At 71.1% G+C, this 19,274-nt stretch carries 12 protein-coding genes and 1 pseudogene; 6 read left to right on the forward strand and 7 right to left on the reverse strand.

Going from position 1 to position 19,274, the window contains the following annotated elements; translation table 11 throughout:
- Nucleotides 1-173 precede the first annotated feature (173 nt).
- Together ABZV38_RS27840 and ABZV38_RS27845 are read left to right on the forward strand one after the other, a co-directional pair.
- Complete coding sequence (locus ABZV38_RS27840) at nt 174-1,955, forward strand: preprotein translocase subunit SecA (RefSeq protein WP_356331180.1); 1,782 nt, start codon at nt 174-176, stop codon at nt 1,953-1,955.
- A gap of 163 nt (nt 1,956-2,118) precedes the next feature.
- Nucleotides 2,119-3,134: pseudogene (locus ABZV38_RS27845) on the forward strand (IS630 family transposase); the annotation flags it as partial.
- Between the two features lie 1,956 nt (nt 3,135-5,090).
- Here ABZV38_RS27845 and ABZV38_RS27850 read toward each other — a convergent pair.
- The 3 genes from ABZV38_RS27850 to ABZV38_RS27860 form a co-directional block, all read right to left on the reverse strand.
- Complete coding sequence (locus ABZV38_RS27850) at nt 5,091-6,386, reverse strand: AMP-binding protein (RefSeq protein ID WP_356331181.1); 1,296 nt, start codon at nt 6,384-6,386, stop codon at nt 5,091-5,093.
- 2 nt (nt 6,387-6,388) lie between these two features.
- Nucleotides 6,389-6,871, reverse strand: coding sequence for a VOC family protein (locus ABZV38_RS27855; RefSeq protein WP_356331182.1), 483 nt, complete (start codon nt 6,869-6,871; stop codon nt 6,389-6,391).
- 81 nt (nt 6,872-6,952) lie between these two features.
- A complete protein-coding gene (locus tag ABZV38_RS27860; RefSeq protein WP_356331183.1) occupies nt 6,953-8,737 on the reverse strand; it encodes a non-ribosomal peptide synthetase in 1,785 nt (594 codons plus the stop codon).
- 410 nt (nt 8,738-9,147) lie between these two features.
- On the opposite strand from ABZV38_RS27860, the gene ABZV38_RS27865 reads away from it, so the two are divergent.
- Complete coding sequence (locus tag ABZV38_RS27865; protein ID WP_356331184.1) at nt 9,148-10,734, forward strand: AMP-binding protein; 1,587 nt, start codon at nt 9,148-9,150, stop codon at nt 10,732-10,734.
- 40 nt (nt 10,735-10,774) lie between these two features.
- On the opposite strand, the gene ABZV38_RS27870 is transcribed toward ABZV38_RS27865, so the two are convergent.
- Nucleotides 10,775-12,001: a cytochrome P450 gene (locus ABZV38_RS27870; protein WP_356331185.1), complete on the reverse strand. Its 1,227-nt coding sequence runs from the start codon at nt 11,999-12,001 to the stop codon at nt 10,775-10,777.
- Between the two features lie 186 nt (nt 12,002-12,187).
- Between ABZV38_RS27870 and ABZV38_RS27875 the strand changes: the two genes are divergently transcribed.
- Genes ABZV38_RS27875 through ABZV38_RS27885 form a run of 3 tightly spaced genes read left to right on the forward strand, consistent with a single transcriptional unit; the run spans nt 12,188 to nt 14,983 of the window.
- The gene (locus tag ABZV38_RS27875; protein WP_356331186.1) at nt 12,188-12,955 is read left to right on the forward strand and encodes an SDR family oxidoreductase; all 768 of its coding nucleotides are present in this window, start codon (nt 12,188-12,190) and stop codon (nt 12,953-12,955) included.
- A 37-nt stretch (nt 12,956-12,992) separates the two neighbouring features.
- Complete coding sequence (locus ABZV38_RS27880) at nt 12,993-14,255, forward strand: pyridoxal phosphate-dependent aminotransferase (protein WP_356331187.1); 1,263 nt, start codon at nt 12,993-12,995, stop codon at nt 14,253-14,255.
- The gene (locus ABZV38_RS27885) at nt 14,255-14,983 is read left to right on the forward strand and encodes a tryptophan 2,3-dioxygenase family protein (RefSeq protein WP_356331188.1); all 729 of its coding nucleotides are present in this window, start codon (nt 14,255-14,257) and stop codon (nt 14,981-14,983) included. Before ABZV38_RS27880 ends, ABZV38_RS27885 begins: the two co-directional genes overlap by 1 nt.
- A 211-nt stretch (nt 14,984-15,194) precedes the next feature.
- Here ABZV38_RS27885 and ABZV38_RS27890 read toward each other — a convergent pair whose 3' ends face one another.
- The 3 genes from ABZV38_RS27890 to ABZV38_RS27900 form a co-directional block, all read right to left on the reverse strand.
- On the reverse strand, nt 15,195-15,734 hold the full coding sequence (locus ABZV38_RS27890; RefSeq protein WP_356331189.1) for a winged helix-turn-helix domain-containing protein: 540 nt from the start codon (nt 15,732-15,734) through the stop codon (nt 15,195-15,197).
- Between the two features lie 741 nt (nt 15,735-16,475).
- Nucleotides 16,476-18,866, reverse strand: a complete 2,391-nt coding sequence (locus ABZV38_RS27895) for an excinuclease ABC subunit UvrA (RefSeq protein WP_356331190.1) — start codon at nt 18,864-18,866, stop codon at nt 16,476-16,478.
- A 151-nt stretch (nt 18,867-19,017) separates the two neighbouring features.
- Nucleotides 19,018-19,233 (reverse strand): MbtH family protein, encoded by a 216-nt coding sequence (locus ABZV38_RS27900; RefSeq protein ID WP_356331191.1) that lies wholly within the window; start codon nt 19,231-19,233, stop codon nt 19,018-19,020.
- Between the last annotated feature and the right edge of the window lie 41 nt (nt 19,234-19,274).

Raw genomic sequence — 19,274 nt, forward strand, 5'->3', positions numbered from 1 at the left:
CGAGGTCGCCCGCCGCGACCAGCGCACCAGCGTCTCGCGCTCGTCATCGGTCAACGCCAGCTCGGCCATCGGCCGCCCCATCTTCGCCATGAAGACAGTCTACTTACTCAACGAATCTACGACGCAGGACACTAGCGGTTCTCGACGCATGCCACGACCTGCAGCAGGTCAACATGAACGACCGCATTGATGCGATGCGTAGAACGATGTTGGAGGCGATGGCGTCCACGCAGGCCAGCAAGGCCGACGAGGCGTTGATGAAATTCGCCCGGTCCAGTCTCATGACGATGTTCGAGCCCGACGCCAACGAGGCCACGGTCACGATGGAGGATGTCGTCGGGCACACGGGCATTGCCGAGGATCGTGTCAGAGCCGTCGTCGAACAGTTCCGCCTCGACCTCAGGACAGCCACACCAACGGAGGTCGTCGACGCGTTCACCACCGGCAAGAATCCGCTGCGTGTCCGGCCGCTCATCGTCGGCAACAACGGACGCATCATGCTGCCGCACCCGGCGCTGAACGTGTTCGCCGTCCGGGAGAACCTCGAAGAGCACCTCAGGACGTCGGCCCTGTGGAGCAGGTACGCGAAGCACCGCGGCGACCTTCTCGAGTCCCGCACCCGCGCCGCGCTGGGCCGCGTACTCCCCGGCGCCCACTACCGGGACGCATTCGAGTACTACGTGCCCGCCAACGAAACCGAACGGGCGACCGCCGGTCCGGCGAAGTACACCAAGCGCGTCGAGGGCGACCACCTTGTCCTCCTCGACGACGTCGCAATCATCGTTGAGGACAAAGCCGTCGCGTTGAGCGCCCTCTCCCGCGGCGGGAAGACGACACGGATTCGTACTGATCTGACCGGCATCATCACGAAGGCGGCCGAGCAGGCCGGCCGGATGCGAGACGGAATCGAGCGGGACGGAGGCCTGCGCATCAAAGACGAGGGCTGGGTCGACCTCAGTCACATCCGCGAGATTCACACCATCGCAGTCAGCCTCGACGACCTCTCGACCGTCCTGCCGGCCACCGCGGAGCTGGTGAGAGCTGGCGTGCTCAGGCTCGACAACATCCCCTGGACTGTGTCGCTTCACGACCTCGAGCTGATCACCGAACTCGTCGCGCGCCCGGCTGAGTTCCTCCTCTACCTTCGCCGGCGTCGCAACCCTGACGTCACCGTCATGTTCAACGCGCCGGACGAACTGGATCTTTTCGTGTACTTCTTCGAGGCGGGCCTTTGGGTCGAACCCGACCCGGCACAGATACGTGCCGCGTTCCCGTTCATACCTGAGCCGACGACAGCTGAGCTGCGCCGCTACCGCTCACAGAAGCCGGTCTTCCTGAGCAGTCGTACGGACGCGCTCGACAAGTGGTTTCCCACCAAGGAACGCGCTGGCGCAGATTCCGAATCCGCGCCGAAGCCGGCGATGGTGCCGTCCCCGGTCGCGCCTCTCGTCGATGAACTGCAGTCACGGAATGTTACCGGATGGCTCAGTATCGGCGCGACACTGCTGTCCGGGGCGACGAGCGTCCAGCACAAGTTCGCGCGCCACGGTGACGAACTCCTTGACAACCCGTTTTCGAATGGCCCAGGCCGCAGCCTCACCGTGCCTATCGCGGCTAGCGTCGACCCGGCCGAAGGCTGGCTGTTTGTCTGGGTCACTCGCCCGGCCGGAGAGGACTCGGCCGATGCAGAAAAGAACAAGCGCGACTACCTGCGTGCGAAGAAGCACCAGCTCGGCCTCCCGCGAGGCGTCGTCTTCCTGTACGACGAACCGACCCGCGATCTCGTCGAGGCCTTCTACGACGGACACATTGGGCCGCTCGACACCACACTGACGGCCACCCTGAGGACCTTGCGGCTCGCTTCGGATCTTCAGCGCGCGCTCCATCCGAACGCCAAACGGCCGCCGCGCGATACGAGGAGCACTCCGAGACCGAAGCAAAAGCGGAAGCGTTAGTACCTCAACCGAAGTTGGGCGACGGGTAGCCAGAGGCCAGGGCAGAGAGTCCCGCGCGGCCAGTTCGGAGCGGTCCGGTCCGGAGCGACCCGGTCCGGCCTGCATCACATCAGTGATCACCAACCTGAGACGCGTCCCCGGCCGACCGACGAATCACGGAGGACTGTCCGCGCAGCGTATGTCCGTGGCGAAGATCGCCGAGGTGACGTTCACCAGCGCTGACCGGGTCCGGGATGTGCTCCACAACTTCAACGACGACGGTTTGGACTCGCTCTACCCGAAGTACCGGGACGGCCGTCCGAGGACCTTCACGCTGCCTGAACGCCATGAGATCAAGAAGGTCGCCAAGTCCAAGCCGGTCGAGCAAGGCCTGCCGTTCGCGACGTGGAGCCTGGCCAAGCTGGCCGACTTCCTGGTCGCCGAGGGGGTGGTCGACGACATCAGCTACGAGGGCCCGCGGGTCCTGCTCCGCGAGGAGGGCGTCTCCTTTCAATGCGTGAAGACCTGGAAGGCCTCCCGTGACCCCGACTACGCCGCCAAGAAGGCCCGCGTCGAGCACCTTTACGCGATCGCCGACGGCGAGGTCATACTGAGGAAGGCGAGCCCGAAGTCATCTTCTGCATGGGCGAGTTCGGGCCACTCAACCTCCAGCCCCACCCCGGCAAGCAGTGGGCCGCACGCGGCGGCAGAAGCAAGGACCCCGACAGGGAGCCCAGACCCCGTCGACGGGCGACCTACACCCGACCGCACGGGGTCCGGCACCTCTTCGCCGCCTACGACCTCGCCTAGGACCAGCTCTACCGCCACGTCAAGAAGACCAAGAACCGGTCGAAGTTCCTGGAGTTCTGCCGCTACCTGCGTTCACTGCACCCGGTGAACGTCCGCATCGCGATCGTCTGTGACAACTACTCCCCACACCTGACGACGAAGAAGTGCCAGCGGGTGGGGACCTGGGCTGAGGCGAACAACGTCGAGATCGCCTGCACCCCGACCAACTCCTCCTGGCTGAGCCGGATCGAAGCTCAGTTCACCGCACTGCGCTACTTCGCCCTCGATGGCACCTATCACGGCAGCCACAAGGAAGAGGGCAGCATGATCCGCCGCTACATCATCTGGCGGAACAACCACGCCGCCGACCAGGGCCTCCGTCAGGTCGTGACCAGGGCAAACGTCGCCTGAATCCGAGCGCGTCGGCGTTCACGGCTGCCGGTCAGCCACAACACTGCTGGCATCACGTTGCCCGCGCCTGACCGGCCAGCCACCGCTTCACTTCATGCCAGGCGGCCTGCTCCTCGGCCTCGGTGGCCCCACCACGTGAAAGGCGAGTCATCAGACGTCAACTCCTCCCGCCACCAGCCGGGACTGTCAGTCAGGTGACGGCGGGCGACCGGGCCCATCTCCGTCTCCCAGCGGACGAGCCACGGGGTGACCGAGGAACTCGCGGTCACACAGCTTTCGAACACCGCACACGCCGAAATCGGCGGCGACTTCGTCTCGGCGCGTGCTTCAGCCTGCTCCAGGGCGGTCGGCTCCGGTTCACCGCTCCCGGCCGCGAACGCGATGACTCCCCCAGTGAGGGCCAGCACCAGCATCCCCACACCGATGGCCCATATCCCCTGTCTCCGCATGGCGGCGGAGCGTAGCAGCAGGTCACCCCCATGAACGAAGCTGCACCGCCCCAATCTTGGGAACAGCCGGTGCAGAAGTCGCCGCACTGCGTAATGTCGCCGTGTACGTGCAGCTCTCGGGCCTCCGGTCCCTCTGCATCGGCCACCACCGCACCTACTCGGGTGCCGGATGTCCGGTGGGGGACGATTGGAGGCTCGATATGAGTCAGCACGCCCGGCCCGGCAAGGGCTGGAAAAGGAAAAACCCCGGCCGCTGGAAGAAGGTCTGGCTCCTGCTGATCCAACTAGGGATCGCAGTCTGGAACCACTTCTAGCGACCGAGGCCCCTCGGGTGGCGTCGGCCTCTCTGCTGGCCGCGTTGGGTCGGCGCTCCCCTGACACTTGGACCTTGAACACGTAGCGTGACGCTTCGTCACGCACAAGGCGCACACACTCCGGGTGTGTGCACCCAAGCTAACCCAATGTCTCATGGCCCCGTGGCGCGACAAAGAAGGTTCGGTAAACCACTTCACGAATACCGCTTCACGAATCTCGGTTCGGCAATGCCGGTTCGGCAATGTGGTGGGCCGTATGCCTACTGGGGCCGCAACCTGCGCCCACCGCCTCCTGTCGAACCGTTTGTCGTTGAGGGTGCTGATCCCGGTCTCGAGCTGGGCTGGGTCCGCAAGCTCGGTCAACGCGTGCACTCCGGCGTCCATCCGGTATGGGCTGTCCATCCTGGCGACCCAGGTGACCATCTGGCCTTCCAACTTGGGGTGCATGCCGACGTGGTGGACGAGGCTCTGTTCGTCGCTGGAGCCGTTCCCAGGCCTGGCGGACGATCTGCCTGGCCATGTCTCCGCCGTAGTTGGACTTGACGACGATGGCGTCCGCGCGGAGTTCGACGGCGAGGCGGCAGGCGGCGAGGCCCCAGTCGTTCGCGCCCAGGGAGCCCGAGCGGTCGTCGAGGACGTAGAGGTGGCCGCCGTAGCCGCGGGCTGCGCCGACTATGCCGGTCTCGTCGGACACGGTGGAGTCTCCGCCGGCGGGGTCGACGACAACAACGATGCGGGCCATGTCGAGGCCGCCGACCGCGACGACGCTGGCGCGGTTGGTGTCGATCCAGACTCCGCCCTCCGGCGGCCGGGGCTTCTGCTGGTACATGGCGGCAATACGCGCTCGCCGATGCGCTTCCTGGTCTTGGCGTCGTGGGCGGCGTCGAAGCGTTCGGGCCAGAGGGGTTCGCCAGGGGAGTCCATCCCTCCTCTTCGGGGCGGAACAGGCTGCCACGACCAGCTCCCCTGCACGAGCCCGCCTACGCTCACTCCGGACACCGGCTCGCACACCATGACCCGCACCAATTCTCCGGCCGCCCTAATGGAGTCATGCCCTCCAGCCCACAGCCCCCCCACCCGCGCCCTGGGACCTCTCGGGAGCGGACGCCGAGGACCTCGCGCTGTACCGGGAATAGTTACGGCGGCGCCTGCCGAAGTCGCTGGACGAGTTGCAGGGCCTCACTCAGGGAGGGTCAGGCCGTCGGTGCCGGTGGATCCGCCAGTTCGAGGGTGCCGTCGGGGTATCGGCGGGCGGAGAGGCCGGAGCGCAGGAGGGGGGCGTCTTCCCAGGCGGGGGTCGTGTGGCCGGGGAGGCGGACTGTGCTGAAGGGGAGGGCGGGGCCGGTGGCGCACAGTTCGCCGGGCTGTTCGGCCGTCTGCGGTCCGCCCCGGTCGTCCAGGACGCGCACCTGGACCTTGGACACCGGGGTGCCGAGCGAGCGCGGGGACGGTTCCTTCCCCGTGGGGGTGAACTCGCGGGTGATCCAGGGCAGGACTCCGTCCGAGGGGGCGAGGTCGGCGCGCAGCCGGGTTCCCGGCAGGGCCGTGAAGTGCCGGTTGACGAGGCCGGCGGGTACGGGGCCGCCGACGAGCTGGACGAGGCGCGGGCGGATGGGGAGGGCGTCCACGAGGGCCTCGTACTCCTCGGGACTGCAGACGGCGGCGGACAGCGTGCCGTGGCCTTCCGCCGGTGCTCCGGCGGTCGGCATCACGCGCAGCGACGCCCCGCCGGCGAAGGCCCACCACATCGCGGACAGAGCGGCCGGGCTCGCCGGGGGGCCCGCCACGAAGACCCGGCGGGGGGCGGGGCCCGCCGTCCGGATCCGCTCGGCGACGGCGAGCCGCCAGGCGCGGTGGTCGACCAGGTGCCCGGTCGGGCCGCCGGGCCCGCCGTGGGCGACCAGCAGGTAGGCGGCTTCCGCGGGGTGCGAGAGCGGGAGCGCCGGTTCCAGGCGGTGCGTGGTGATGCGCCGCCAGGTCTCCGGGTGGTCCAGGGCCAGCGTGGTGTGCCGGCGCGCCCACGTCTCGCGCGTGGAGCTGCTGCACAGGACGGTCGAGGCAGCGCTGACCGCACCGATCGCGCGGAGTTCCGGGAGGCCGAGGCCGTACGCGGCCGGCACGCACACGCCTCCCGCCTTCAGGACGGCCAGCTGGGCCAGCAGCGCCTGCCGGTGGTCGTCGCAGTGGACAATCACCGGATCGCCGAGCTGGAGATCGGCGTGCATCAGCATCGACGCCAGCCGAGTGGACCACAACTCTGCTTTGCCGAAGCTCAGTTCGCCGCGCACCTCCTGGACGGCGACGGCGTCCGGGTGGCGCTGTGCCACCCGGACGAACCCGCGGTCCAGGGTGTCCTGCGACGGCGAGGGCGGTCCCGCCGCCGTCGCAGGCCGCGGGCCGGCGGCCCTGGGGCGCGCCGAGGCGAGGGCGGGCGCGGTGTGGGGCGTGCGCACGACGAGCCCCGGGCGGGTCGTCAGGGCGGGGTCCATGGTCACTGTGCTTCTTCCAGCTCGGGAGTCGTGTGCCGTGCTGGGAGGAGGCAGGCCGTGGCCACCGCGCCCCACTCCCCCGGTGGTACGTCCCGCAGGTGCCGGGTGAACTCCCACAGGTGGCCTTCGGGGTCCCGGACCAGGTACTGGCGCAGTCCCCACGGTCGGTCCGTCGGGGGCTGCACGATGTGGGCGCCCGCCGCCTCGGCGTGCGTGAAGTGGGCGTCCACGTCGGGCACCCACACGATGACCTGCTTGCAGGTGTGGTCGCCGGCGCAGGCGCCGGTGTGGCGTTCCCCGGTGCGCCGGACCATCACGACCCCGCCGCCCGTGTCGAGGTCGGCGTGGTGGATGCCCCCCGACGCCGGCTGCTTGAGGAGCAGCCGGAACCCGAAGGCGTGGACGAGCCAGTCGACAGCGTGGTCGGGGTCGACGTAGGCGAGTTCGACGACCACCTGGGGGAATCCGCGGGCCGGGTCGTACACGACGTCTCCTTCGGGCTGCGGGCAGCGGGCGGGGTGGGGTGGGGTGGGGTGGGGTGGCCGTGGCATGGGTCTCGCGCCGGATCAGCGGCGTCGGCGGGGGGCGGACGCGCCCGTCGTCCGTACGGCGGCGGCGAGGTCGGACAGCGTGCCCGACTCGAAGACCGCCCGCATCGGCACAGTGACCCCCAGTTCGTCGCGGAGCCGGCCGGCGAGCCGGGTCGCCAGCACCGAATGCCCGCCGAGCTTGAAGAAGTTGTCGCCCGGCACGACGTCGGGCACGCCCAGGATCTCCCGGGCCAGCCGGCACACCGTGTTCTCCACGGAGTCGTCGCCGGGGTCGGCCGCGGCCTGCTCGCCGTCGGACCGCGCCGTCGACTCGGCGAGCTGCCGCAGCGCCGCGCGGTCGATCTTGCCGTTGACGGTGACCGGGAGCCGCGGGAACCGGTGGACCGACGACGGCACCATGTGCTCGGGCAGGGTCTCCGCCGCGTGGGCGCGCAGCTCGGCGCCGGACACCTCGACGCCGTCGACGGTGCTGACCCAGGCGGCGAGGCGGGCGCCCGCGAGGTCGCCGACCACCGTCACCGCGGCCACGTCCACCACCGGGTGGGCCGCCAGCCGGGCCTCGACCTCGCCGAGTTCGACGCGGAAGCCGCGGATCTTCACCTGGTCGTCGCCGCGGCTGGAGAACACCAGCTGCCCGTCCGCGCGGCGGCGGCCGCGGTCGCCGGAGCGGTACACGCGGCTGCCCGGCGGGCCGAGGGGGTCGGGTACGAAGCGGGTCGCGGTCAGCCCGGGCCGGTTCAGGTAGCCGCGAGCGAGGCCGTTGCCGGCGAGGTACAGCTCGCCGTCGACGCCGTCCGGGACCGGGCGGAGGTGCTCGTCGAGGACGTACACGCCGTTGCCGGACCACGGCTCGCCGATGGTGATCTCGTCGGCGGGGTCGACGGGGCCGGCGAGGGTGGAGCCGACGGTGGTCTCGGTCGGCCCGTAGCCGTTAAACATGCGGCGCCCCTGCGACCACTTAGCCGCCAGGGCGCGGGTGCACGCGTCGCCGGTGGACATCACCGTGCCGTCGACGAGCACGCCCTCGGCGTCGGTCACGCTCAGCGCGACCGGCGGCAGCGTGGCGTGGGTGACGGCGTGGCGGCGGAGCGTGGCGTGCAGCGGCGGGCCGGGCAGCAGTTCCTCGGCCGGGGCCATGACGAGCGTGGCACCGGAGAGCAGGGCCGCCGACCAGTCCCAGAAGGCGGCGTCAAAGCTGATGGACGCCCACTGGAGCACGCGGTCGCCGGGCCGGGGCGCGAGGGACGCGGCCTGGGCGGCCACGAGGTCGGCGACGCCGGCGTGCGTCACGGAGACGCCCTTGGGCATCCCCGTCGAGCCCGAGGTGTAGATGACGTACATCAGGTGCCGCGGGTCGAGGGGGGCGTTGCGGCACCGGTCGGTCAGGTCGTGGCCGGGCCGCGCCGCGGTCTCGCGCACAACATCGGGGGCGTCCACCACGAGTTCGGGCACCGGCACGCCGAGGTCGGGCCGGCCGTGCTCGGGCCGGACCAGCAGCACGGGCCGGGCGTCGGCGACCATGTGCGCGAGCCGCTGGGCGGGGTACTGCGGGTCCAGCGGGAGGTAGGCACCGCCGGCCTTGAGGACGGCCAGCAGGACGACCACCAGCTCGTCGCCCTTCGGCATCGCGACCGCCACGGTGGTGTCGGGGCCGACCCCGCGCCCGACCAGGGTCCGCGCGAGACGGTTGGCGCGGGCGTTCAGCTCGGCGTAGGACACGACGCGGTCGCCGGACACCACCGCGGGGTTCTCACCCGCGCGTGCCACGACGGACTCGAACAACTCCGGAACGGTGGGCACTCGCTGACTCCGTCCTCTCGGTACTGCGGTACGAGGGCACTGGGCCGGCCACCGAAGCTAGCCGCTCGTCGGCGCCCCGGCGGGCGGCGCGAAAGGAGTGCGACAGGGCGTACGGAGGGCGTGGCGGCTCGGGCGCTTCGCGGTGCTCCGCCGACCCGCCCGTGCGGGACCCCGTGCGGGGCCTTTCGCGGTGCCCCGCCGACACCCTGCGCGAGCCCCGCGCGGGCCCTTCCCGGGCGTCCCACCGACCGCCCGCGCCGGCCCTCTGCGTGGTCCTTCCGGCGCCCCGCGCCTGGTCCTTTCGTGTCCCTGTCGCCGTTCTCTCGCGCCCTCAGGGGCTCGGTCACCCTGGGGCGATGGCGTGAAAGCGCCGTGTCGTCCGGTCCGTCGATCCCCGTTGGAGGGAAGCCATGCTCGAAGGTTGTGTGCCCTGGCCCGAGGAACTGGCAGCGCTCTACCGCCGCGAGGGGTACTGGCAGGGGCGGCCCCTGGGCGACCTGCTTGACGAGGCGTGCGCCCGGTACGCCGCCAAGACCGCGCTCGTGTGCGGCGAGCGGCGGATGCCGTTCGCCGAGCTGTCCGAGCAGTCGTCGGCGGTCGCGGGCGGTCTGCTGGACCGCGGCATCGGGCGGCTGGACCGTGTCGTCGTCCAACTGCCCAACGTGCCGGAGTTCGTCGTGGTGGTCTTCGCGTTGCTGCGGATCGGGGCGATCCCCGTCATGGCACTGCCGGGGCACCGCAAGGTCGAGCTCACCCACCTGTGCGCGCACTCGGGGGCGGTCGGTCTGGTGGTGGCCGACGAGGTGAAGGGGTTCGACCACCGGGCGCTGGCCCGTGAGGTGCTGGCCAAGGTGCCCGCGCTGAAGCACGTGGTGGTCGTGGGCGAGGCCGAGGAGTTCACCGCGCTGACGGACCTGTACCTGCCGGGGCGCGACCTGCCGGAGGTCGATCCGAGCGAGCCGGCGCTCTTCCTGCTGTCCGGCGGGACGACCGGCCTGCCGAAGCTGATCCCCCGGACCCACGACGACTACGCGTACAACATGCGGGCCACGGCCGAGGCGCTGCGGTTCGACGAGAACGGCGTGTACCTGGCCGTCAACCCGGTCGGCCACAATTCGGCGCTGGGCTGCCCGGGTGTGCTGGGCGCGCTGCTCGTCGGCGGCACCGCGGTGCTCACCTCCAGCGTCCGGCCGGACGACGTGTTCGCGCTGCTGGAGCGGGAGCGGGTGACGCTGACGACGCTGGTGCCGCCCGTGGTGCGGCTCTGGATCGACGCCGCCCGCAAGTCAGCGGCGCGCTTCCCGGACCTGCTGCTCCAGGTGGGGAGTTCGAAGTTCGACACGGGACGGGCCGCGGATGTCGGCCCCGGCCTCGGCGCGGGGCTGACGCAGTGGTTCGGCGTGGGGGAAGGGCTGCTCACGTACACGCGGCTGGACGACCCGGAGGAGGTCGCCGTCGGCACGGAGGGACGGCCGCTGGCCGAGCACGACGAGATTCTCGTCGTCGACGCGGAGGGCCGGCCCGTGCCCGACGGCGCGGAGGGCGAACTCCAGGTGCGCGGCCCGTACACGATCCGCGGCTACTACCGGGCCGGGGAGCAGAACCGGCACGCTTTCACCCCAGAAGGGCATTTCCGCACCGGGGACATGGTGCGCCGGCGGTCCGACGGAAACATCGTCGTGGTGGGGCGCATCAAGGACATCGTGAACCGCGCCGGTGAGAAGGTTCCCGCCGAGGAGGTCGAGGAGCACCTGCTCACCCATGCCGCGGTCCGGGACGCGGCGGTGGTCGGCGTGGCCGACCCGGTGCTGGGCGAGCGGTGCGTCGCCTTCGTCGTCTTCCGCGAGGAGCCGGTGGCGCCGGCTGCGGTCAAGTCCTACCTGCGGGAGCGGGGGCTGGCTACGTACAAGATCCCGGACCGGGTGGTGGCCGTCGCGGAGTTCCCCCGCACCCCGGTCGGCAAGGTCGACAAGGTGGCGCTGCGCGCTTCGGTCTGAGGACGCGAGCACCGACGGATACGGGGGCGGCCCGTCGCCTTCATGGGCCGGTCAGCGGCCCGTGAAGGCGACGGGCAGGCTGCTGTAGCCGTTGAGGAAGGTGGAGTAGACGCGCTGGGGCGTCCCGGCCGCTTCGATCCGGGACACGGTGCCGGCCAGCGCGGTGAGCAGGGCCCCTCAGTTCGGCGCGGCCCAGGTGGGCGCCGAGGCAGAAGTGCGGCCCGTGGCCGAACGACACGTGCTTGTTGGGGGTGCGGGCGACCTCGAAGCGGCCGGGCCGGTCGAACTGCCGCTCGTCGAAGTTGGCGGAGCTGTTCCACAGCGTGACGATGTCCCCGGCGCGGATCCGTCGGCCGCCGAGTTCCAGGTCCGTGGTGGCGGTCCGGGCGAAGTGCATGGCGGGCGTGGCCCAGCGCAGCACCTCCTCGACGGCGGTGCCGACCGGGACCTCGCCGTCGCGCACGGCCCGCCACTGGTCGGGGAAGTCCGCGAACGCCTTGACCGCGCAGATCGCCGACACCCGCGAGGACTCGTCGCCGCCGAGGATCAGGCTGTAGCAGTTGAGGGCGACGTCCTCGACGGAGAGCGGCTCGCCGTCCGGGGCTGCGGTGGCGATCATGCTGACCACGTCGTCGCCGGGCTCGGCCCGGCGCCGCTCGACCAGGTCCATGAAGTACAGCAGGATCTCGTTGCGGGCCTCCAGCGCGGCGTACGGGTCGGCGTCGGCGACGTCGGAGGACAAGGCGTTCTTGTTCCACCGCAGCAGATCCGGCCGGTCCGCCCCGGGGATCGACAGCAGGTCGCAGATGGTGCCCATCGGGATGTGCTCGGCGACCTCGGCGGCGAAGTCGAAGCCCCCGGCCCCGGTGACCTCCCGGACCAGTTCGGCGGCGCGGCGCTCGACCCGCTCGACGACGGGGCCGAGCACCCGGGGGGAGAACGCGCGCAGCATGACGGTGCGCAGGCCGCGGTGGCGCGGCCGGTCGGTGACCGCGAGCATCCGGCCGCCCGCGGAGTCATCGCCGTGGAGCAGGACGTCGAGGACGGTGCCGCGCGCCGAGCCGAGCCGCGCGGCATCGGCGTAGGCGGCGACCACGTCGGCGTACCGGGAGACCGCCCAGAAGCCGGGCAGGCCGCCCCGGCCCGCGTGCCAGTGGACGGGGTCGTGGTCGCGCATCGCGGCCCAGAAGGCGTGCGGGTCGTTGCGCACGAACGTCGTCGGGTCGGTGAGGTCGAAGGCGGCGGTGCCGGCCGTGGGCGGGCTCATCGGCGAAACCTTCCGTGCGGGGACCGGGGATGCGGCAGAGCGGCGACTCGTACCGGTGCCCGCATCGTCACAACGGCGGCGGCGGGCACGGGCGCATCTGGCGCAGTTCTGTCGGAACGGGGTGCCGGACCCCGGGACAGACGGGAGATTGGCCCCGACACGAACAGTCCGGCCGAGGCGGAGGTCATGGTGACGGAGGAGGGCGACGGCCTGGCCGGTCGTACGGTGATCGTCACCGGCGCCGGTACGGGCATGGGGCGCGCGGTGAGCGAGTTGCTGCTGGCGCGCGGCGCGCACGTGGCCGCCGTCGGTCGGCGCGAGGCAGCGCTGCGCGAACTGGCCGCGGGTGCCTGGGGCGAGCGCGTCGAGGTGATCGCCGCCGACATCACCCGGCCGGGGGCGGCCGAGGACGTCGTCGCCGCCGCGACCGCCCGTTTCGGCACGGTGCACGGCCTGGTCAACAACGCCGGGCTGGCCCGCTTCGCGCCGCTGGAGGCGGCCTCCGACGACGACTTCGAGCGGCTGCTGGCCACCAACGTCCGCGCCCCCGCCGCGCTGATCCGCGCGGCGCTGCCGCACCTCCGCCGGGAGCAGGGCGCCGTGGTGAACGTGTCGTCCGTCGGCGGGGTGCTGGCCATGCCGGGCCGGTCCTTCTACGGCGCCGGCAAGGCCGCGCTCAACAGCCTCACCCGCTCGCTGGCCCGGGAACTCGCCCCGGAGGTCCGGGTCAACGCCGTCCTGCCCGGACCGGTGGACACCCCGATGTGGGACGACATGGGCCTGGACGCCGAGGGGTCCGACGCGCTGCGTTCGGGGCTGCTCGCGGCGACGCCGCTGGGCCGCTTCGGCCGGCCCGGCGAGGTCGCCGGGTGGGTGTGCGGCCTGCTCGACCCGCACTTCTCCGGCTGGATCACCGGAGCGCTGATTCCCGTCGACGGCGGCCGCACTTCCTGACGTGCCCGGGCGCCGCCACGATCGAAACGGAGTTTTGATGCCCCTGCCAAGCCCCTCTCCCCAGCTGCTGGACGGCGCCGCGGTCGCGTCGACGATCCCGTCCTCGGAACTGCACCGCGTCTTCCGCGACGCGAACGAGCGCGAGCGCGTCACGGGTACGCCGGTGACCAAGCTGCACGTCGGCGAGCCGTACTTCACCCCGCCGCCCGAGGTCGCGCAGGCGCTGGCGCGGGCGGCGGCGCAGGGGCACACCACGTACACCGCGGTCGAGGGTCTGGTGGAACTCCGCGAGCGCCTGGTGGAGAAGCTCGCCGCCGAGAACGGCGTGGACACCGACGTGTCCCGGGTGTTCGTCACGCCCGGTTCCTGCCAGGGCCTGGCCGCTCTGATGCAGGCCGTGGCCGAGCCGGGCACGGAGATTCTGCTGCCGGAGCTGCACTGGCCGATCCACCTCCAGCAGGCACTGCTCGCGGGCCTGCGGCCGGTGTTCTACCCGCTGGGGCCCGACTATCGGCCGGACCCCGAGTCGTTGCTGGCGGCCGCGACGCCGAACACGCGGGTGCTGCTGATCAACTCCCCCGCCAACCCCACCGGGGCGGTCCTCGACCGGACGACGCTGTCCTCGCTTCTCGACATGGCGCGCGGGGGCGGCTGGCAGATCATCAGCGACGAGGCGTACGAGCACTTCGTCTTCGACGGCGAGCACGTCTCGACGGCGTCGCTGGAGCGGGACGTGCCGGTCGCGGAGCGGATCGTCCACACCGTACAGACCTTCTCGAAGAGCCTGGCGATGACCGGCTACCGGCTGGGGTACCTCAGCACCGCCGACGAGCGCACCGCGCAGGCCGTGCGGATCGTGCAGGAGGCCAACCTCATCGCTATGTCGACACCGGTGCAGTACGCGGGCCTGGAGGCGCTGCGGCTGGGGCACGTGGTGCGGGAGAACCGGGCGATGGTGCTCGCCAACCGCGACGCCGCGCTGCCCGCCCTGCGCGATGCCGGTCTCATGGCGGAACTGCCCGCCGGCGGCTGGTACGCGGTGCTGGACGTGGCACCGACCGGCCTGACCGCCGAGGAGTTCTCCACCCGTCTGCTGGAGGCGCGGAACGTGGCGGTGGTGCCGGGCAGCGGCTTCGCGCTGATGCCGCGGCTGGACGTAAAGGGGCGGGTCGCGTCGGCCGAGCCGGCACCGTGGTCGCGCCATCTGATCCGGATCGCCATGTGCGGGGAGCCGGAGATGCTGCGGGACGGGGTGCGCGAACTGCTGGACTTCGCCCGCGGATGCGGCGGAGCCGGCTGATGGCGGCCCTGACCTACGCGGACTACCTGAACGTCGACGCCCTGCTGGGCCTCCAGGAGACCCGGACCCCAGACAGCGCGAGCCGGTCCGTGATCCAGGCGGAGCACTTCTTCATCGTCACCCACCAGTCCTGCGAGCTGTGGCTCAAACAGGTCACCATCGACCTGGACGCGGCCGCGGAGGCGATGGCGCCGCCGTACGGGCCGCAGGACGAGGAGCTGGCGCTGGAGTTCCTCGACCGCACGGTCGAGCTGCTCCGGGTGCTGCACGGTCAGGTGATCGCGCTGGAGAAGCTGCCGCTGCGCCATTTCGCCGAGTTCCGTCCGTACCTCGACGGGGCCAGCGGCGCGCAGTCGGCGCAGTTCCGGCTGCTGGCGCAGCTGTTGGGCGGCGACCGGCAGCAGGGTCGCCTGTACCGGGCGTTCGAGCAGCTGGCGCAGCACCGGGGTATCAGCGTCGCCGAGGTCTGCGTGCGGGGGCCCGGTGCCGGGGTGCTCAACCGGATCGCCGACAGTCTGCTCGACGTGGCCAACGGCTACTGGCGGTGGAAGATGACCCACCTGGCGCTGGTGTCGAAGATGGTGGGCAACCGCAAGGGCACCGGCGGCAGCACGGGCGTCGACTACCTGGCCCGCCGCGTCACCCTGCCTTTCCCGGAGCTGCGGCAGTTGCGGGCGCAGGTCCACGAGAAGGTGCTGTCGGACGGCCGGGACGGCGCCGGCGGCTGAGGGACGGGATTCCGCCCCGCGCGCGGCACCCGGTCGTCGTCGCGGGGTGACCGCGCGCCGGCGGAGGTCCGCCCGGGTGTACCGGGGCGGTGGTCCGCCCGAACGTAGGGGCCGGGCGTCCGCCGGGTCGCCGCCGAGGAGTTCCGCGGCGGGGGGCCCGGCTCTTCGTCGTACCCGGCGGTCGTCCCCTCCGCGGGAGCGACCGTGCCGGTCAGATCCCGCCGGCGTTCGTCACCGGGACGGCCTCGGCGGAGGACGCGTTCTCCAGCATGTAGCCCCGCCCCCACACGGTCCGTATGGACAGGTCGATCGGCAGGAGTCGGCGGCGGAGCCGCATGATGTGCAGGTCGAGCGAGTTCCGGTTCAACGTCGGTGTCCGCGTGGCGAGGCACTGGACGAACTCGGTGCGGTAGACGACCTCGCCGAAGCGGTCGATGAGCAGCCGCATCAGCTCGGTCTGCGTGGTGGAGATGGTGATGGAGTCGGGGCCGTAGCTCAGGGTTCCGGTCGAGTCGATCGTCGGCACCCGGCAACTGTCGAAACGGTTCTGCAAGGTTCTGACCCGGGCCTCCAGGTCATCTCTGGGCACCGGGGGGCGTACCCAGTCCTCGACCGGGTCGTTGCTGATCGGGGGCTGTGCGCCCGCCTCGACGACGAGTAATCGCGGCACCCCCTCTTTGCGGTAGCGGGTCCGCAGATCCGCCTGTGCAGGCCATCGAACGAAGACGACGTCGGAGTTCCGAACGCCCACGAGCACATCCTCCCTAGACATCCCACGAAGGCACGCCGCCCCGTCGGTACGGACGCGGCACGGTGTCCTCAGCGGCAACAAGAGCGCGTGGTTCCTGGCGGGCTTTCCTTCGGCTATGCGTCCATGTCACCCCACAGGGTCCGGGGACACGTGCCCGTCGGGTCCGCCTCGGCGAACGCGCGGTCGTCCGCTCGCGCGGCCGGTCGGTGGGCCCGGGGCCCGCCCCGGTGGCGAACGGGGCTTCGGAGGTCGTCGCCCGTACATCCGGGGACGACGGTGCGGCGGTGCCGGCGGGGCGCGGGGTCACCGACCGGACGGGCGGGTCGGGGCCCGTCGTCGTGCGGGTGAGCGGGACGGCTCATCGGGTCGTCCCGGCGGTGCTCGGGGTGGAACGGTTCCTACGACATCGGGGCCCTGACAGATTCCCGCGACATCGGGGCCACGACAGGTTCTCGCGGCATCGGCCCTGCGAACGGTTTGTACGACATCGGACCCTTGGGCGGTTCTCACGACATCGGGGCCTCGACCGCCCCTCGGTCTCCTGCATGGTCGTGACGCAGGTCACCCCCATCACTGCCTCCCCCTCGGACTCGGTTTCCGTCGACCTCATCCCATAGTTGGTTGGATCTTGCGGCCTCACCACAGGCGTGAAAGATCCTCGCCAGAAACGATCGGACATTGGCCGAAGCGCTCGCGGCATTGGTCTGCGCCGGGCCGGCGCCGGCCGGCCCGGTGCCGCCGTCAGGCGCCGACGTACTGCGCGAGATGCTCTCCCGTGAGCGTCGACCGGGCGGCGACGAGGTCGGCGGGAGCGCCCTCGAAGACGACGCGGCCGCCGTCGTGGCCCGCGCCGGGGCCGAGGTCGATGATCCAGTCGGCGTGGGCCATGACCGCCTGGTGGTGCTCGATGACGATCACCGACCGGCCGGAGTCGACGAGCCGGTCGAGCATTCCGAGCAGACGCTGGACGTCGGCGAGGTGGAGGCCGGTGGTCGGCTCGTCGAGCACGTAGATCCCGCCCTTCTCCACCATGTGCGTGGCCAGCTTCAACCTCTGTCGCTCGCCCCCCGAGAGGGTGGGCAGCGGCTGGCCCAGCGACAGGTAGCCGAGCCCGACGTCGGCGAGCCGGCCGAGGATCGTGACGGCGGCCGGGGTGCGCGCCTCCCCGGAGGCGAAGAACTCCCGCGCCTCGGTCACCGGCATGGCGAGCACCTCGCTGATGTCCCGGCCGCCGAGCCGGTACTCCAGGACCGAGGGCTGGAATCGCTTGCCCTCACAGACCTCGCAGGTGGTCGCGACGCCCGCCATGATCGCCAGGTCGGTGTAGATAACGCCCGCGCCGTTGCAGGCGGGACAGGCACCCTCGGAGTTCGAGCTGAACAGCCCCGGCTTCACCCCGTTGGCCTTGGCGAATGCCTTGCGGATCGGGTCGAGGAGGCCGGTGTAGGTGGCGGGATTGCTGCGCCGTGAGCCTTTGATCGGTCCCTGGTCGATCCTGATCACGCCGTCGCGCCCGGCGACCGACCCTTCGATCAGGGAGCTCTTGCCGGAACCGGCGACGCCGGTGACGACCGTGAGCACGCCGAGCGGGATGTCGACGTCGACGTTCCGCAGGTTGTGCTTGCCGGCTCCCCGCACCGGGAGCGAGCCCGAAGGGGTGCGCACCTCGGCCTTGAGCGAGGCCCGGTCGTCGAGGTGGCGGCCGGTCAGCGAGCCGCCGGCCCGCAGGCCCTCGACGGTGCCCTCGAAGCAGACGGTGCCGCCCTCGGTGCCGGCGCCGGGGCCCAGGTCGACCACGTGGTCGGCGATGGCGATGGTCTCGGGCTTGTGCTCCACCACGAGCACGGTGTTGCCCTTGTCGCGGAGCCGGAGCAGCAGGCCGTTCATCCGCTGGATGTCGTGCGGGTGGAGGCCGATGGTGGGCTCGTCGAAGACGTAGGTGACGTCGGTGAGCGGCGAGCCGAGGTGGCGGATCATCTTGACGCGCTGCGCCTCGCCGCCGGACAGAGTGCCCGAGGCGCGGTCGAGAGAGAGGTAGCCGAGGCCGATGGTCACGAACGAGTCGAGGGTGTGCCGGAGCGACGCGAGCAGCGGTGCGACGGACGGCTCGTCGAGGCCGCGGACCCACTCGGCGAGGTCGCTGATCTGCATGCGGGAGGCGTCGGCGATGCTGACGCCGTCGATCCTGGAGCCGCGGGCCTTCTCGTTGAGCCGGGTGCCGTCGCAGTCGGGGCACGCCGTGAAGGCGACGGCCCGCTCGACGAAGGCGCGCACGTGCGACTGGAGCGACTCGACGTCCTTGGCGAGCAGCGACTTGCGCACCCGGCCGACGAGCCCCTCGTAGGTCGTGTTGAGGCCGTTGACCTTCAGCCGGGTCGGCTCACGGCAGAGGAAGTCCTCGCGTTCCCGCTCCGTGTACTCGTTGATCGGCTTGCCGGGGTCGAGGAGCCCGGACTCGGCGAAGACCCGCCAGTTCCAGCCGCCGACGTGGTAGCCGGGGACGGTGATGGCGCCGTCGTCGAGGGACTTGGCGGCGTCGAAGAGCTGGTCGAGGGCGACGTCGGTGACCGAGCCGATGCCCTCGCAGCGGGGGCACATGCCGCCGGCGACATCGAAGACGCGCTGTTCCTCGACCTTCCTGCCGCCCTGTTCGATGGTGACCGCGGTCGCACCGGTCATCGAGGGGATGTTGAAGGAGTACGCCCGGGGGGAGCTCAACCGGGGTTGGCCGAGCCGGCTGAAGAGGATGCGCAGCATGGCGTTGGCGTCGGTGACGGTGCCGACGGTGGAGCGCGGGTTGTTGCCGATGCGCTCCTGGCTCACGATGATCGCCGTGGTGAGGCCGTCGAGCACGTCGACGTCCGGGCGCGAGAGGGTTGGCATGAAACCCTGGACGAACGCGCTGTAGGTCTCGTTGATCAGGCGCTGCGACTCCGCGGCGATCGTGTCGAAGACCAAGGAGCTCTTCCCGGAGCCGGACACGCCGGTGAAGACGGTCAGCAGGCGTTTGGGGATCTGTACGTCGACGTCGCGGAGGTTGTTCTCCCGTGCCCCGTACATCCGGATGAAGTCGTGGGGGCCGCCGGTGGGCGGGGAGTCCTCGTGCCTGGGTCCGGTGGTCGCGCTGGTCATGGCGTCTCCAGAGGTGTTCGAAGGTGCCCTCACTGTATATCTGCCTAAACGGTGGGGACTTCGGTGCGTGTTTGACGGTCTGACCGGGGTAAAAGTTTAAAACGGGCTGGACCCGCGGGCGGTTGCGTCCGCCCGCGGGCCCGGTCCTTCCTCAGGACGCCGACGTGGCCTCGCGCAGGCTGCGGGGCCGGATGTCGGACCAGTTCTCCTCGACGTACGCGATGCTCTCCGCCCGCCCAGCCGGGCCGGACACGACCCGCCAGCCGGCGGGCACGTCGGCGAAGGTGGGCCACAGCGAGTGCTGGTCCTCGTCGTTGACCACCACGTAGAACTCGCCGTTCTCGTCGTCGAACGGGTTCACGGTCATGTCTCCTCCATTGCGTTCACGTCCGGTTCCGCGTCGGGAAC

This window comes from Streptomyces sp. NPDC005181 (assembly GCF_040608395.1).
GTDB lineage: Bacteria > Actinomycetota > Actinomycetes > Streptomycetales > Streptomycetaceae > Streptomyces.